This is a genomic window from Gammaproteobacteria bacterium (assembly GCA_013003425.1).
Lineage (GTDB): Bacteria > Pseudomonadota > Gammaproteobacteria > Steroidobacterales > JABDKV01 > JABDJB01.
On record JABDJB010000112.1, the window covers coordinates 1 to 14,952 of the forward strand.

General features: G+C 60.6%; 14 protein-coding genes. 4 read left to right on the forward strand and 10 right to left on the reverse strand.

Annotated features, from left to right (window positions below; translation table 11 throughout):
• Positions 1-3: 3 nt before the first annotated feature.
• The gene (gene ilvC / locus HKN06_14805) at positions 4-993 is read right to left on the reverse strand and encodes a ketol-acid reductoisomerase (protein ID NNF62578.1); all 990 of its coding nucleotides are present in this window, start codon (positions 991-993) and stop codon (positions 4-6) included.
• Positions 994-1,037: 44 nt separating this feature from the next.
• Positions 1,038-2,909: a biosynthetic-type acetolactate synthase large subunit gene (gene ilvB, locus HKN06_14810; GenBank protein ID NNF62579.1), complete on the reverse strand. Its 1,872-nt coding sequence runs from the start codon at positions 2,907-2,909 to the stop codon at positions 1,038-1,040.
• 177 nt (positions 2,910-3,086) lie between these two features.
• Between ilvB and ilvN the strand changes: the two genes are divergently transcribed.
• Positions 3,087-3,587, forward strand: coding sequence for an acetolactate synthase small subunit (gene ilvN, locus HKN06_14815; protein NNF62580.1), 501 nt, complete (start codon positions 3,087-3,089; stop codon positions 3,585-3,587).
• A gap of 5 nt (positions 3,588-3,592) precedes the next feature.
• On the opposite strand, the gene HKN06_14820 is transcribed toward ilvN, so the two are convergent.
• From HKN06_14820 to HKN06_14835, 4 genes are read right to left on the reverse strand one after another with little or no spacing between them, the layout of a single operon-like run.
• Complete coding sequence (locus tag HKN06_14820) at positions 3,593-4,675, reverse strand: 5-(carboxyamino)imidazole ribonucleotide synthase (GenBank protein ID NNF62581.1); 1,083 nt, start codon at positions 4,673-4,675, stop codon at positions 3,593-3,595.
• A complete protein-coding gene (gene purE / locus HKN06_14825; GenBank protein ID NNF62582.1) occupies positions 4,672-5,163 on the reverse strand; it encodes a 5-(carboxyamino)imidazole ribonucleotide mutase in 492 nt (163 codons plus the stop codon). Before purE ends, HKN06_14820 begins: the two co-directional genes overlap by 4 nt.
• Positions 5,164-5,181: 18 nt before the next feature.
• Positions 5,182-5,790, reverse strand: a complete 609-nt coding sequence (locus HKN06_14830) for a DUF615 domain-containing protein (protein ID NNF62583.1) — start codon at positions 5,788-5,790, stop codon at positions 5,182-5,184.
• A complete protein-coding gene (locus HKN06_14835) occupies positions 5,696-6,100 on the reverse strand; it encodes a hypothetical protein (GenBank protein NNF62584.1) in 405 nt (134 codons plus the stop codon). The genes HKN06_14830 and HKN06_14835 overlap by 95 nt, the downstream gene beginning before the upstream one ends.
• 111 nt (positions 6,101-6,211) lie before the next feature.
• On the opposite strand from HKN06_14835, the gene pmbA reads away from it, so the two are divergent.
• Positions 6,212-7,519 carry a metalloprotease PmbA gene (gene pmbA, locus HKN06_14840; GenBank protein ID NNF62585.1) on the forward strand — a complete coding sequence of 436 codons (1,308 nt, stop codon included), beginning with the start codon at positions 6,212-6,214 and terminating at the stop codon, positions 7,517-7,519.
• Here pmbA and HKN06_14845 read toward each other — a convergent pair.
• On the reverse strand, positions 7,516-8,832 hold the full coding sequence (locus tag HKN06_14845; GenBank protein ID NNF62586.1) for a YihY/virulence factor BrkB family protein: 1,317 nt from the start codon (positions 8,830-8,832) through the stop codon (positions 7,516-7,518). The genes pmbA and HKN06_14845 overlap by 4 nt on opposite strands.
• Positions 8,833-8,909: 77 nt before the next feature.
• On the opposite strand from HKN06_14845, the gene HKN06_14850 reads away from it, so the two are divergent.
• Positions 8,910-9,401 carry a CYTH domain-containing protein gene (locus tag HKN06_14850; GenBank protein ID NNF62587.1) on the forward strand — a complete coding sequence of 164 codons (492 nt, stop codon included), beginning with the start codon at positions 8,910-8,912 and terminating at the stop codon, positions 9,399-9,401.
• Here HKN06_14850 and HKN06_14855 read toward each other — a convergent pair.
• The 3 genes from HKN06_14855 to ppk1 form a co-directional block, all read right to left on the reverse strand.
• Positions 9,376-10,125 (reverse strand): ParA family protein, encoded by a 750-nt coding sequence (locus HKN06_14855; protein ID NNF62588.1) that lies wholly within the window; start codon positions 10,123-10,125, stop codon positions 9,376-9,378. The genes HKN06_14850 and HKN06_14855 overlap by 26 nt on opposite strands.
• Positions 10,122-11,675, reverse strand: coding sequence for a CHAD domain-containing protein (locus tag HKN06_14860; protein NNF62589.1), 1,554 nt, complete (start codon positions 11,673-11,675; stop codon positions 10,122-10,124). The genes HKN06_14855 and HKN06_14860 overlap by 4 nt, the downstream gene beginning before the upstream one ends.
• Before the next feature lie 63 nt (positions 11,676-11,738).
• Positions 11,739-13,895, reverse strand: coding sequence for a polyphosphate kinase 1 (ppk1, locus tag HKN06_14865; GenBank protein ID NNF62590.1), 2,157 nt, complete (start codon positions 13,893-13,895; stop codon positions 11,739-11,741).
• Between the two features lie 317 nt (positions 13,896-14,212).
• On the opposite strand from ppk1, the gene HKN06_14870 reads away from it, so the two are divergent.
• Positions 14,213-14,952, forward strand: a 740-nt coding sequence (locus HKN06_14870; protein NNF62591.1) for an N-formylglutamate amidohydrolase, incomplete at its 3' end; no start/stop codon positions are given.

The window sequence follows — 14,952 nt, forward strand, 5'->3', positions numbered from 1 at the left end:
GCCTTAGTCGGATTCGAGCCAGGGCATTTGTGCGCGGAGTTTTGTGCCCACCTGCTCGATGGGGTGGCTGGTGTCCTGCTGCATCAGCTTCTTGTATTCGGGCTGACCGGCCTTGTTTTCGTCGATCCAGCGGCGGGCAAAGGTGCCATCCTGGATGTCCTGCAGCACGGCGCGCATGGCAGCAACGCTGTCCTCATTGACGACACGCGGCCCGCTGGTCATATCACCCCAGGCTGCGGTTTCGCTGATGTACTTGTGCATCTTTGCCAGCCCGCCCTCGTGCAGCAGGTCGACGATCAGCTTGAGCTCGTGCATGACTTCGAAATAGGCGACCTCGGGCTGATAGCCGGCCTCGGTCAGCACCTCAAATCCTTTGACGATCAGTTCGGTGGCGCCGCCACACAGCACGGCCTGCTCGCCGAACAGGTCGGTTTCAGTTTCTTCCTTGAACGTGGTTTCCAGTACGCCGCCACGTCCACCACCGAGGCCCTGCGCATAAGCCAGGGCACGCGCCTTGCCCTCGCCGGTGGCATCCTGGTGTACCGCCACCAGGCACGGCACACCACGACCCTGTTCGTACTGGCGGCGTACCAGGCCGCCGGGGCCTTTGGGCGCGATCATCACGACGTCGAGCGAGGCATCGGGAACGATTTCGCCAAAGTGGATGTTGAAGCCATGAGCGAACAGCAGCGTAGTGCCGGCCGCCAATTCTGGCGCGATCGTTGCGTACAGATCGGGCTGGGCGGTATCGGGTATCAGGATGGCAACCAGTTTCGCGCCGGCAACTGCCGCCGGTGGCTCGGCCACCTCGAGGCCATCCTGTTGTGCCTGTTTCCAGCCGGCCCCGTCACGGCGCACGCCAACCACCACATCGTGACCGCTGTCTTGCAGATTCAGTGCGTGCGCGCGGCCCTGGCTGCCGTAACCAATAATGGCGATGCGGGCGCCGGCCAGCGCCGCTGCGTCGATGTCAGTGTCCTTGTAAATCTTCATGTGTGCTCCGGGGTCTCGTTTTTTTGTGCGAAATATCAAACAGGTCAGAACATGCTGGATTCGTCGATTCCTGCGTCCTGGTCGTCGCCATCCTGCTCGTCGCGGCAGGCAATGTGCGGACCGGTGACCATCTCCTTATAGCTCAGGCCCGGTCCCACCATGGGGTAGACGCAGGCGTCGGGATCAATGATCACTTCCAGGAATGCCGGCCCGTCGTAGTCGATGAACTCGCTCACGACGCGCGGCACGTCTTCCTTGCGGTCGAGGCGCACGGCGTATTCGAAGCCGTCTGCCTGTGCCGCTTTGACGAAGTTCTTTTTGTGCAGTGACTTGTCGCTGGCGGCCAGCCGGCCTTTGAAGAACAGCCGCTGCCACTGTTTCACCATGCCGTCGCCGTAGTTATTCATGACGACGACTTTTATTGGCAGGTTATAGGTTGTAGCGGTCTCCAGCTCGCCGAGGTTCATGCGCATGCTGCCGTCGCCGTCGATGTCGATTACCAGGCGGTCCGGTTGGGCGAACTGTGCGCCGATGGCAGCGGGCAGGCCGAATCCCATCGTGCCCATACTGCCGGACGTCAGCCACTGCCGCGGCTGTCTGAAGTCAAAATACTGTGCGGCCCACATCTGGTGCTGTCCGACACCGGTGCTGACAATGGCGTCGCCGTTGGTGATGCGGTTGATCTCTTCGATAACGTAATAGGGCTGGATCAGTTCGCTGTCGCGGTCAAAGTTCATGCGGTAGCGGGTGCGTAGCTGCTCCAGGTGGCGATGCCAGTCGGTGTAGTCGGCCGCAAAGCCGCTGCGCTGGCCGTACGCAACCAGCTTGTCGAGGGCAGGTTCAAGATTACCGACGTGATGCCAGTCAACCGGCTTGACCTTGCCTATCTCCGTGGCATCGATATCGAAGTGGGCGACGGCGCGTGCTTTTGGGGCAAACTGGTCGGGCACGCCGGCAACGCGGTCGTCGAACCGCGCGCCAACCGAAATAAGGAAATCACAATCATCGACGGCATAGTTGGCATACGCTGTGCCGTGCATGCCCAGCATGTGCATGCTCAGCGGTGACTGCGTGTCGATGGCGCCGATTCCCATCAGAGTGGTAACCGCCGGCACGCCGAAGCGTTCGGCAAAACGGCGCAGTGGCTCGGCGGCATTGCCATTGATGACGCCGCCGCCGGCATAAATCAGCGGCCGGCGCGCTTTGCCGAGCAGGTCAAAAAAGGCCCTGGCCTCCGGATCGTCCAGCTCGCTCTTGCGTAGTTTGTACATACGCTGGCGATAGCCCGGCACCGCCAGGCGCCCGGTGCCCTGGAACTTGCCTTCCCAGTTCTGCACGTCCTTCGGGATATCGATCACAACCGGGCCGGGCCGCCCGGTGCGGGCGATTTCAAAGGCCGTGCGCACGGTCGCTTCGAGCTTTGTCGGGTCGGTTACCAGAAACACGTGTTTGCAGGCCGCGCCCATGATGCTGCTGACCGGCGCTTCCTGGAATGCATCGGTGCCAATGGCCTGCGTTGGCACCTGCCCGCAGATTACGACGATAGGAACAGAGTCCGCCATGCAGTCGCGCACCGGCGTTACGGTGTTTGTGGCGCCGGGGCCGGACGTCACCATGGCCACGCCGACTTTGCCGCTGGCGCGCGCATAACCAGAAGCCATGAACGTCGCGCCCTGCTCATTGGCAGGCACAATCAGTGGCAGGGGCGTTTCGCGCAAATCCTTTGCGTCCGGCGCCACTTCGGCATTAAAGCGAAACAGGGCATCAAAGGTGGGCAGGATCGCGCCGCCGCTGTAGGCAAAAACGCAATCGACATTTTCATCGGCAAGAATCTGCACAATGGTTTCGGCGCCTGACAGTGTCTGCCCGGCGCGCGGGTGAACCAGGTCAGGGATTGGCTGGTGGCTTTTGTACATCGGTCGTCATCGGATCCAGGGCCGGGCGGGAGCTGGCGGTGGCTCCGCAGGCAAAATTCATTCATCTTGCTTCGGCTGGCCCACTCTATTAATGTCGGGGATTCTGCACCGCAGCATCGACATTAACCCTACCAACGAAAACCCACTCAAGTCCACAGATTACCGGGAATTTTTCTGATGCGGCATACCATATCGCTGTTCCTGCAAAACGAGGCCGGTGCCCTGACCCGGGTGGCGGGCCTGTTCTCATCACGCGGCTACAACATCGAGTCGCTGCATGTCGCACCGACGCAGGATCATACGGTCTCGCGGCTCACCCTCGTCACCACCGGGTCGGATGCCGTAATCCAGCAGATCTGCAACCAGTTGCTGAAGCTCGTCGATGTCGTGGACCTGGCCGACATGACCAGTGGCGATCACATGGAGCGTGAGCTGCTGCTGCTGAAGCTGCGCCTGGACGAAAAACCGGACGAGGCGCTGGCGGAGCGTTTCACGGCGCTGCGGGCAAACGTGCTGGACGATCGTCCCGACAGCTATACCGTCGAGGTGACTGCCGGCGGCGCGAGGATCGACTCGCTGCTCGATGAGGTGGGTGGTTATCCAGGTGTGGACGCGGTCTTGTCGGTGGTACGCAGCGGCGTGCTGGCAATCAGCCACGGCGTGCCGGTCATCGAATAGGCGTTTCAGCCGGTAAGCGTTGCCAGCTGCGCGACGGCAGCATCGCGCTGTTCAGCCGTGGCTGCAGTGACCGTGCAGTGCCCCAGTTTGCGCCCCGGCCGGGGCTGTTTACCATAATCATGGTAATGCGCGCCGGCGATCGACAACACGGGTTCGAGCGGCGGCAACTGGCCGAGGAAATTCACCATCGCAGTGTGACCGCGCGCTGTCGTGTCCCCCAGCGGCAGGCCGCGGATCGCGCGGATATGGTTTTCGAACTGGCTGGTCACTGCGCCCTCGATGGTCCAGTGGCCGGAGTTGTGCACGCGCGGTGCAATTTCGTTGGCTACCAGTTTCCCGTCAACAACAAAAAACTCGATAGTTAAAATTCCGGCGTAGTCGAAGCGATCAAACAGACGGTGCAGGTAGTCTTCGGCAGCGCGCTGCAAGTGCTCGTCGAGATACGGTGCCAGCGAGTGGCGCAGTATCCCGTTTTCGTGCACGTTGTGAGTCAGCGGGTAAAACGCCGCCTCGCCACGCGTGTTGCGTGCTCCTATAATCGACACTTCCTGTTCGAAGGGCACGAACTGTTCGAGTATCAGTGCCACGCCACCAAGCTGCTGCCAGGCCGGCGCGACCTGGTCTGCGGATCGCAGCACCACCTGGCCGCGGCCGTCATAGCCAAGCCGGCGGGTTTTCAATACTGCCGGCAGCCCCAGGTCGGCCACCGCGCTGTCGAGCTGTTCCTCGCTGCCGACCGCATGCGAGCGCGGGGTAGGGATGTCGAGCGCGGCAAACAGCTGTTTTTCACTGCGCCGATCCTGGGTGGTCTCCAGAGCTGCGACCGGCGGCAGGAACGGAACGGTAGCGGCAATTTCGTGCAGCAAATCCGCCGGTACGTTCTCGACATCAAATGTCATCAGGTCGACGCTGGCGGCAAGCTCAGCCAGTTTTTCTGCATCGTCAAAGCTGCCGAGTACGATGCTGCCGACCTGGGCACCGGGCGCGTCTTCACTGCGATCGAGAAAGCGGAAGCGTGAGCCAAGCGGATAACCGGCCAATGCCAGCATACGGCCAAGCTGGCCGGCGCCGATGATGCCAATATTCACTTTGCGCCGGGTTCGGGGTTATCCAGTACCTTGCGGGTCTGGTCGTTGCGGAAACTTTCCAGCGCTTCGCGCACCTCGGGGTATTTGATCGACAGTATTGCCGCAGCCAGCAGGCCAGCATTGGCCGCGCCGGCATCGCCAATGGCCAGCGTACCGACCGGGATACCGCGCGGCATCTGCGCTATCGACAGCAGTGAATCGATGCCATTGAGTGCTTTGGATTTCACCGGCACACCCAGTACCGGCAACGAAGTTTTTGCCGCCGCCATGCCCGGCAGGTGCGCTGCGCCACCGGCGCCGGCAATGATCACTTCCAGGCCCCGGCTGCGGGCATTTTCGCAGTATTCAAACAGCAGGTCGGGCGTGCGATGCGCGGATACAATGCGGGTCTCAAAAGCGATACCGAGTTGCTCCAGCGTCTCTGCTGCTTTCTGCATGGTGCCCCAGTCGCTCTGTGAGCCCATGATTATGCCGACGAGTACTTTCATCGGCCCATTGTACCAACGCTATTCCATCAGTTCATTGAGGTAGCGGAACAGCTGGCGTGCCGCTTTCGGTGGCTTGTTTTTCGCCCGCTCGGCCGCCGCATCGCGCATCAGCCTGCGCAGGTGTTGACGGTCGGCCTGTGGGTATTTTTCCAGCAGCAGTGCAAATGCTGCATCGCCTTCATGCACCAGGCGGTCACGCCAGCTCTCCACGGTGTGAAAACGCGCTGCAGTGGCACGCGCGCGGTCCTGGATTTTTGCCAGCGCCTGACGAATTGGCTCGGCGTCTATGTCACGCATCAGCTTGCCGATGAACTGTTTCTGGCGATAAAGCGCCCCATGCTTTTTCATTTTGCGCGCGTCGTGTATCGCTTCGAGCAGGTTTGCCGGTACGGGTATTGCGGCCAGTTCCGAGTCACCAAGGGCAATCAGGTGCTCGCCGAGCTGCTGCAGCTCGAGCATCTCGCGCTTCAGCTGTGTCTTGCTGGGCTTGTCGGCCGGCAGTGGCTTCGGATCGTGCGGCAAAACGGCGCTCCTAGATGCGCGGATCGCGGCCACGCGGCGGCTTGCCGTTCTGGCACAGCCGGAAGTAGCCGCGCTCACTGGCGCGGTAATCGAACTGCTGTCCATCCTGTTGCAGCACCACCCGATAGCCGTTGACCAGTGCCTGCGTGTACATCATGCCGGGCTCGGGGCAACCGAGTGAGCCATCGTTGTATACGACCGCCTCAGCAAGCTGCACGCTGATGCCGCGGTCTGTTCCGCTGCGTTCAGCGAGATCGGCGCGGATCTTTTGCAGCAGCTCGGCAGGTACAACGGTGGTGGTTTTTTGATCCTGGTTGGCTGGCATGGGCATTTCTTCACTAACATCCCGGGTTTCGTTGACCGGGCAGCCGGCCAGCAGCAGCAACGGCAGGCACAGCAGCAATTTGTTGGTCATTGAGCGTCGATACGTGGCAATCGTGATGCGTTAGAATGCCCGCACCCGGAAATACAGGCAACTTCATTGAACGATCAAAACCTTACAACCGCCAGTTTCAGCGAGCAGGAGCTGGAACAGGCCGTGCGCCGTGTGCTGGATCTGGCAGTGCAACACGGTGCCAGCCAGGCCGAAGCCGCCGTCAGCGCCGAGACCGGCCTGAGCGTGACGGCGCGTCTGGGTGACGTCGAAACGCTGGAATATCACAGCGACCGTGGCGTGGGTGTCACGGTTTATTTTGGCCAGCGCAAGGCGTCGGCAAGCAGTGCGGACCTGTCGGCCGAAGCGCTCGAACAAACAGTTGCCAAAGCTGTCAGCATCGCACGCTACACGGCAGAAGATCCCTGTGCCGGGCTGGCCGATGCACAGCTGATGGCTGCAGACCTGCCGGATCTCGACCTGTCGCATCCGTGGGAACTGGCGCCGGAACGGGCTATCGAACTGGCTATCGAGTGTGAGCAGTCGGCGCGCGACGTCGACAAGCGCATTACAAACTCGGAGGGCGCCAGCATCAACAGTCACCAGGGTGTCCGGGTTTATGGCAACAGCCATGGATTTCTCGGTGGTTACCCGTCGACCAGCCACAGCATAAGCTGCGCCGTAGTGGCCAGCGACGATGCCGGCATGGAGCGTGACTACTGGTACGACAGCGCGCGCTGTCACGACGATTTGCTGACGCCGGCGGAGATTGGCCGTCAAGCCGGCGAGCGAACGGTGCGGCGGCTGGGTGCACGCAAGATCGATACCGTTACCGCACCGGTACTGTTTCCTCCTGAACTGGCGCGGGGGATGATCGGGCATTACCTGGCCGCGGTTCGCGGCACCGTTCAGTACCGCCAGGCCAGCTTTTTGCTCGACATTGCCGGGCAGCAGGTATTTCCGGAGTTCATGCAGCTGTCAGAGCGGCCGCACCTGCTGCGGGCACCGGGCAGCCGGCCGATGGACAACGAAGGGGTGGCAACACAGGACCGGGAGCTGGTCGCAGACGGCGTCGCCCAAGGCTACATACTGAGCAGCTATTCGGCGCGCAAACTCGGCCTGCAGACTACCGGCAATGCCGGTGGCATCCACAACCTCCTGGTAAAACCTTCAACCAGTGGCGGTCTTGCGGAGCTGATGCAGCAGATGGGCAGCGGCTTGCTGATCGGTGAGCTGATGGGGCAGGGGGTCAACGCCGTGACGGGCGATTACTCGCGCGGTGCGGCTGGTTTCTGGGTCGAGGACGGCAAGATCAGTTTTCCGGTTCACGAGATCACCATCGCCGGCAACCTGCGCGACATGTTTCGCAACATCGTGGCGGTGGGTGATGATGTCGACGCGCGCGGCCGGGTGCGCTGCGGCTCCATGCTGCTTGAACAGATGACGATCGCAGGCGCCTAGCCGGCAGTATCCTTTTCGATCAGGTCCCGCAGGTTGCGCGTGCCAAGATGTGCGCCGGCAGTCTGCTCGATATCGGCAATAATTGCGTCGACTTCGTCGACCGAACCGGAGCGCAGCACATTGCGCTCACTCGCGTCGTGCCGGATAGCGTCCAGTATCTGGCTCAGTTCGATGGTCTCCGTGTCGCGCCCCGGCATCAGCACGTCATCTTCAGTGGCGACCAGCAAGTCGCGTTTTTCCAGCTGCTCGGCAACTTTGGCAAGATCGTCAGCGGGCATGCCGAAATGACTGGCAAGCGTGTTGACTGTCCAGTGCGGTTTCTCGCGGCGAAACTCCGCGCCAACGCAGTACATCAGCGTGAGCGCCAGCCGTTCGCGCAGCCGGTTGGTCAGCTCGACGCGCTTGCGTCCGCGACGCAGGTATTCCGGGTGCTGGTAGTAGTAAGAAACCCGCGCCCCGAGTAACACCACCAGCCAGCTGATATACAGCCAGATCAGCGCCAGCAGCGGGATGGCAAAGCTGGAATAGATAGCCTGGTACTTGGTCGACGCGCTGACAAACGCCGCAAATGCCGCACCGACCAGGCTCCAGATCAAACCGCCGACCGTGCCGCCAAAAAAAGCGGCCCGCATGGTTACCGTCGTATTGGGGACAAAGCCATAAATAAAGCTGAACGCCAGTATCACCAGCAGGTAAGGCATGAACTGGCCGAGGAAGATCGCCGTGCCGCTGATAGCCGGGATGCCCAGCAGCCACTGGGCGACTGCGGTGTTTTCCACAGAGCCCTTCATGCCCAGTGCCGTGGCCATGAGTATCGGTGCGATGATGATCACGCTCAGGTATTCACTGATGCGACGGCCCAGGCTGCGGGTGCGCTGCACCTGCCACATGAAATTAAACGCCTCTTCAATCTTTTGTACCATCGAGATGACGGTGTACAGGAGCAATGCCAGGCCCACTGAACCGAGCGCGACGCCACGCGTATTGTCGACGAACTGGATAATCTGGTCTGTCAGTTCGATACCCTGGGGCCCGAGTGGCTGCAGGAACGTATACAGCATGGGCTGAATCTGCTTGTGAAAATCGAACGCCTTCAATACCGAGAAGCTGAATGCAATCAGCGGCACGATTGCGAGCAGCGTGGTGTAAACCAGGCTCATCGCCCGCAGCGTAAGCTCGCCGCGGGCCGCATCGCGCACCAGGGCATAGGGGAAGCGGGCCGCACGGACCAGCAGGCGCAGCACCATCGGCGCGCGCTCTACCTGTGGGTTCCACAGGCTCTCCTCAATGCGGCGGCGGACAATCTCCAGCATGTCGGGGTAGCTCCGGTGTAGCCAGCGCGCCCAGTATAACGCTACGTGGAAATCGCTGTGCTACGCTCGGGTCAAGCATGGCACAGGAAATCGAACGGAAATTTCTCGTTGCCGATGACAGCTGGCGCGCCGGCGTTGAGCGCACGGCGGATTATCGTCAGGGATATCTGGCCAACACCGACCGGGTGTCAGTGCGGGTGCGGATCGGTACCGACGCGGCCAACCTGAACTTCAAGTCAGCAACGCTGGATATCGTGCGTGACGAGTACGAATACCCCATCCCGCTTGCCGATGCCGGGCGGCTGCTCGGGCTTTGTGCCGGTTCCGTTGTCGAAAAGACCCGTCACTTTGTCACTTTCGCCGGTCACCTGTGGGAAGTCGATGAATTCCGCGGTGCCAATGCAGGCCTGGTGGTTGCTGAAATTGAGCTCGATCGTGTCGACGAGCGGTTTGAACGGCCCCCGTGGCTTGGCGCGGAAGTGTCACACGACCTGCGCTATTACAACGTTTCCCTGGCGCAGACGCCGTACCGCGAGTGGCCGGCTACACCAGCCCCAGACGCATCTTGACCTCGTTCCACAGTGCCCGATAGGCAACAGCCGACGGAGTGCTGCGGGCGTAATCGCCCACCGCAGCGCGATTGACGCCCATCTTTTCGATTTCGCTGGCATAGGGGACTTTTGTGTGCAGCATGCGCGGCCATTTTGCCGGCAGCTCCTCGATAATCTGGTTGTGCAGTTTCTTGCGCCGGTCGACCATGGAGAAAAACGGCAGCAGCTCCACGTGGCGGAGTTTTTTGCGCTCAAGGAAATCGAGTATCTGGTAAAAAGTGCGCAAGGAAAGCGTCGTCGGAATCAGCGGAATGAGCAATGCATCGGCTACCTTGAATACCGTTTCTGACACAACCGAGATGCTGGGTGCGCAGTCGAGAAATACATAATCGTAGTTTTCGCTGAGCGGCCGTAGCAGACGCAGCATCTGCTTGACCGGCCGGTTGCGGTCCTTCAGGTGTGCATCCATGTGGCGATAGGAGAAGTCTGCCGGCAGCAGGTCGAGGTTGTCGTACTCGGTACCGACCACCAGCTCGTCGAGGTCATGCTTGCCGCGCAACAGCGCCTTGCTGCCGCCTTTGACCTTTGGCCGGGTCCGAAAATAGAAGCTGGCGGCGCCCTGTGGATCCATGTCCCACACCAGCACTCGTGCGCCTTCGCTGGCGGCCAGCCAGGCCAGGTTGACCGCGGTAGCCGTCTTGCCCACGCCGCCTTTCAAATTATAAGTGGCCAGTATTCTCAATTGTTTTTCCCGTGAAACAGCTGACGGGCCTTTTTGCGGTTTTTCGCCTCGTCGAAGCTGCTGAATATCTCGGCGTACTGGCGTCGCGCCTGGCGCTTGCTCTTTTCAAGCTTGCCAGTCAGCGTCTTTATGGCCTTCATTGTTTCCGCACCGGCAAGCTTTTTCTGTGCCATATCGTCAGCGATTGCGCCCAGCGCGTCTATCTGTATGCAGTAGTCATGAAACTCGCCGAGATTCTGCTGCAGTCGCTTCAGTGACGTGACAAACCGGGTAATTTGTTTGTCCGGGTATAACTCGCGGAACAGCTCTGTCAGGTAGCGCAGTTTTTTTGTATGGATGCGCAGTTTGTGCAGTTTGGCATCGGCTGTCTTGTTGCCGATGGAACGGCCACGTTTCAGTACCGTTTGGTACTGCGCCCGTATTTTCGCATCCGCCAGCTCCCTGACAGGGCGCGAGGCCTCAGGCGGGCCGTCATCAGGCGTATCAATGAACTTTTGCCAGTTTGCCAGCAATGCACGGAAGCGCGGCGAGGCCAGCCATTCCCTGAGGCGCCGCTGCTCGGTGCTGTGCTGGCGAACCAGGTAACGCCGTACCGGCTCCAGTGCAGGCTGCATCGATGGTTTCAATCGCGCCTGGTAGCTGTCGAAATCCAGCAGGTGAACATCCAGGTCGCGACATGGGCCGGTGATCGTGCCGAGCCAGGCAAATTCCTGGCGGAAAGGCGCGGTTTCAGCTTCCGGCAGGACCTTTCTGAACTGTCCCAGCAGCGAGCGCGTGCGGCGTACGGCAACGCGCAGGTCGTGCAGGTGCTCGGTGTCGACGTACTGGCAGGTGCCGGGCACGTTGATTTCGATGATTTTCAGCTGGCTTGCAAGAATTCTGCGAATTGCATGCTGTGCCGGTTCAGCCGGGTCCAGCTGGACTGCTGGCTTGTTGCTGTATCCGGCCGGCTGCTGGCCAATGGCGGCCAGAGCATCTTCCAGGAGGGAGCTGGTGGCCGGCGGCAGGGCAAGTTTCCCGGCAGCGAAGTCAGTCAGCTGCCGTGTGTGCTCAGGATGACCACGCACCGGCAGCACCTGAAACCGCTTTGGCAGTCGCCGCACGCGAGCATCACCGTTGAGCGCGGCAAGCTCCAGCTCTATGCGTGCAACGGTTTTTTCTTCCTTGTCGCGCAGCCGCAACTGATAGGTGTGACTGCGCAACTCCGCGACCGGCAGCAGCGCACGCATCGCGGTGAGCTCGAGCAGCCGCTCGCGAAACGGTCCGCGGCTGAGCTCGCGCGCAAGGCGTGGCATCTCGACGTTGTCGACCCAGCGCTGCACCGCGCCGCTGTCCAGATCACGCATGACCAGGCGCCGGCCATGGTCAGTCTGTTCTTCCTCAAGCGTCAGACTGTGGCGAAACAGGCGCCAGTCGAAAGTGTCGTAAAAAAGCCGCCGTCGTTGCGATTCGCCGACGTCCGCCAGCGCAAATTCCTGCAGCAGCTCGCTTTTCAGTGACTCGACCGGGGTACGGGCTGGAATCAGAAACTGTAGTGTTTCGTTTGCCATCGATAGACATCAGGCGACTGCGCCGGCGATCGGTCCGGCGCGATTCGCGCGTGTACTTCCCCTTTAGTCGCTCTCGCTTTTCAGGCGCTTGTCAAACTGCTTGATCAGTTTTTTACGCACCTTCTTCTGTTCGCGCGTGGCAACTGCGGCGTAGCGTTTCTCTGCCACTGCAATCAGTGCATCCTGGGCGCCCTCGGAGTCTTTTTCGGAAGTTGGCTGGCGTTGCGAGTAGACCCCGTTGCCGTCCATCTCCCAGGCGCTGCGCCGGTCGGCCAGCTGGACGTTGAGCATTAGCCGGAGCTCTTCGCGCAGTTCGCTCGACTCGACCGGAGCCACGACCTCGACGCGTGAATCCAGGTTTCGTTTCATCAGATCGGCAGAGCCAATAAAGTACTCTTCTTTGCCGCCGTTGTGAAAATAGTAGATACGGGCGTGCTCAAGGAAGCGGCCGACGGTACTGACTACGCGGATATTGTCGGACAACCCGGGGATCCCGGGGCGCAGGCGGCAGGTGTCGCGTACCAGCAGGTCAACCCGAACACCGGCCTGTCCGGCCTGGTACAGCGCCTCGGTGATTTCTGCATCTTCCAGCGCATTGGTCTTCAGCTGGATGAGCCCGGGCTTTTCCGGCGTGTGTTTTTTAATCTCCCGCTCGATTTTAGCCAGCAGCCCTTTTTTCAGCGTATAGGGCGCTGCCAGTATCTTGCGGTAACTGCGAGGTGGCGAGTAGCCGGTAATGTAGTTGAACAGCTCGGTCAGGTCGGCACCCAGCGCATCGTCGCATGACAGCATGCCGAGGTCGCCGTACAGACGAGCCGTTCCGGGATGGTAGTTGCCGGTGCCGATGTGAGTGTAGCGGCGCAGACCGTCGTAATCCTTGCGCACCACAAGGATCATCTTTGTATGGGTTTTCAGCCCGATTACGCCGTAGGTAACGTGTATACCGGCTTCTTCCAGCCGGCGGGCCCAGCCAATGTTGGCTTCCTCGTCAAAGCGCGCTTTCAGCTCCACCAGTACCGCTACTTCCTTGTCATTGCGTGCTGCGTTGATCAGCGACTGGATGACATTTCCTTCAGCTGAAGTGCGATAAAGCGTCATCTTGATAGCGAGCACTTTCGGGTCCTCGCTGGCAGTACGCAGGAAGCGCTCAACCGATGTATTGAATGCGTGGTAGGGGTGCTGGAGCAGCAGCGGGCCGCCATCACGGATGATATGGAAGATATTTCGCGGATCCTGTGCCAGTCGCGGATGATCGACCGGATGATGCGGCGTGTAGTGCAGTTCCGGCATATCCAGCGCTGCAACCTCGAACAGGTCGTTCATCGCGATCATGTGGTCGACTTCAAAAACATCCTCGTCCTCGAGCCCCAGCTCGGCAGTCAGCATGCCGCGGTGCACCGGGTCCATTCCGGATTCCACCTGCAGGCGGACGATTGGCGTGAAGTCGCGTTCCTCCAGTTCGGTCTTGACCTGTTCCAGCAGGTCGTCGGCGTCTGACTGGTCGGTTTCCACTATCGCGTTGCGTGTTACCCGGAACAGCTCGCATGATTCGATTTTCATGCCCGGAAACAGCAGGTCGAGGTTGTTGCTCATGATGTCTTCGAGTGTTACGAAGCGATTGCCCTCGCCAACGTGGAACAGCCGCGGTACCACGGACGGCACGACCGGGACTTTTACCCGCGCCATGCGAATTTCGTCGTCTCCCGGAAAGCGCATGGTAACCAGCAGATTCAGCGCCAGGTTGGAAATGAACGGGAACGGATGGCTCGGGTCCATTGCCAGCGGCGTGACGAGCGGGAAAATATCGCGGACAAACTGGTTGCGCAGACGCTTGCGCTCGTCGCCGCCCAGCTCCGTCCAGCGCATGACGCCGATGTCGTGTTCATCCAGCGCTTTTTTGACCTGGGTCAGTATCGCTTCGCGGCGCAGCTGGATCTCGCGCACCATCGCGTGACATTCGGCGATCTGCTCAGCCGGGGTACGGCCATCGACAGACAGTTCGCTGTGACCAGAGGCGATGAGTCGCTTGAGGCCACCGATGCGCTTCATGAAAAACTCGTCCAGATTGCCGCTTACTATGGCCAGGAACTTGACGCGCTCCAGCAGCGGTGTGCGCTCATCGGCGGCTTCCTGCAGGACTCGCTCATTGAAGCCCAGCCAGCTCAGCTCGCGGTTAAGGTACAGATCGGGGGAATCCAGACTGATATTGCGCATATCCATGCTGGCGAAATCGCGCACCGGGCCGGCGCTTACTTTCTCGGCCCCGTCCTTGCGGGGTGCGGCAAACTCACCTTTGACGACTGTCGACACGTCTGAAATTCCTCGTGCAAGTTAATGTTTTTAGGGGGAACCCACTACTATAACCGATTGGGGGCAGCGGGGGCGCAGGGCGCGGCAAGTGGCCGAAAACTGTGATGTATCGCCGGGCGGAGGCCGCTGGAGTGCGGGAATAATGACGGTTGTTCCGGGATGGATACCGGCTCTGTTCAGCACCAGTCTTTTTGACTACCATCCCGGGGGCTTGCGAGTTGGTGGACATGAAAGCTGTCGCTATAGAAAAATCACAACCAAAATACCCGCTGATCGGTCCGGATGACCCGCCACCTTTCGAGGTTTTGAACCGCGACGGCAAGTCCAGCGTGCTGTTTGTCTGTGATCATGCCAGCCGCGCGTTTCCCCTGCACATGGGCAGGCTCGGTCTCGACCGCTCGGTGCTCGACCGGCATGTTGCCTGGGACATCGGTTCTGCAGACGTTACCCGGTACCTCGCCGAGCGTTTCGATGCGGTTGCCGTGCTAGCGGGGTATTCGCGCCTGCTGGTCGATTGCAACCGGCAGCTGTACGACCCGTCAGCATTCGTCAAGGTCAGCGACGGCATCGCCATTCCCGGCAACCTGAACCTCAGCGAAGATGAAAAGTGGTTGCGGGTGCAGTCGTTCTACTGGCCCTATCACAATGCGGTATCCGAAGAGATCTTCAGGCTGCGCGCCAGGGGTATCACCCCTGCCGTAATTTCCATTCACAGCTGTACGCCTGTTTTTGACCGCGTCGTGCGGCCCTGGCATATCGGCGTGCTGTGGGATAAGGATCCGCGTATAGCTGTGCCCCTGCTGGAGCATCTTGCCGCTGTTGACGGCGTCTGTGTTGGCGACAACGAGCCTTACTCGGGTCGTCACCCGCATGACTTCACCGTGGACTTTCATGCCGAGCCCCGCGGGCTGGCACATGTCGGTATCGAGGTGCGCCAGGACCTGATCGGCGTGACGGAGGGAGCCAG

What these genes read in the sequence shown, in the direction of transcription:
- HKN06_14860 (NNF62589.1), bottom strand. Translation starts at nt 11,675, where the DNA reads ATGGCAAACGAAACACTACAGTTTCTGATTCCAGCCCGTACCCCGGTC.
- HKN06_14835 (NNF62584.1), bottom strand. Translation starts at nt 6,100, where the DNA reads ATGACCAACAAATTGCTGCTGTGCCTGCCGTTGCTGCTGCTGGCCGGC.
- HKN06_14845 (NNF62586.1), bottom strand. Translation starts at nt 8,832, where the DNA reads ATGCTGGAGATTGTCCGCCGCCGCATTGAGGAGAGCCTGTGGAACCCA.
- ppk1 (NNF62590.1), bottom strand. Translation starts at nt 13,895, where the DNA reads ATGGATATGCGCAATATCAGTCTGGATTCCCCCGATCTGTACCTTAAC.
- ilvC (NNF62578.1), bottom strand. Translation starts at nt 993, where the DNA reads ATGAAGATTTACAAGGACACTGACATCGACGCAGCGGCGCTGGCCGGC.
- HKN06_14850 (NNF62587.1), top strand. Translation starts at nt 8,910, where the DNA reads ATGGCACAGGAAATCGAACGGAAATTTCTCGTTGCCGATGACAGCTGG.
- ilvN (NNF62580.1), top strand. Translation starts at nt 3,087, where the DNA reads ATGCGGCATACCATATCGCTGTTCCTGCAAAACGAGGCCGGTGCCCTG.
- ilvB (NNF62579.1), bottom strand. Translation starts at nt 2,909, where the DNA reads ATGTACAAAAGCCACCAGCCAATCCCTGACCTGGTTCACCCGCGCGCC.
- purE (NNF62582.1), bottom strand. Translation starts at nt 5,163, where the DNA reads ATGAAAGTACTCGTCGGCATAATCATGGGCTCACAGAGCGACTGGGGC.
- HKN06_14830 (NNF62583.1), bottom strand. Translation starts at nt 5,790, where the DNA reads ATGGACAGCAGTTCGATTACCGCGCCAGTGAGCGCGGCTACTTCCGGC.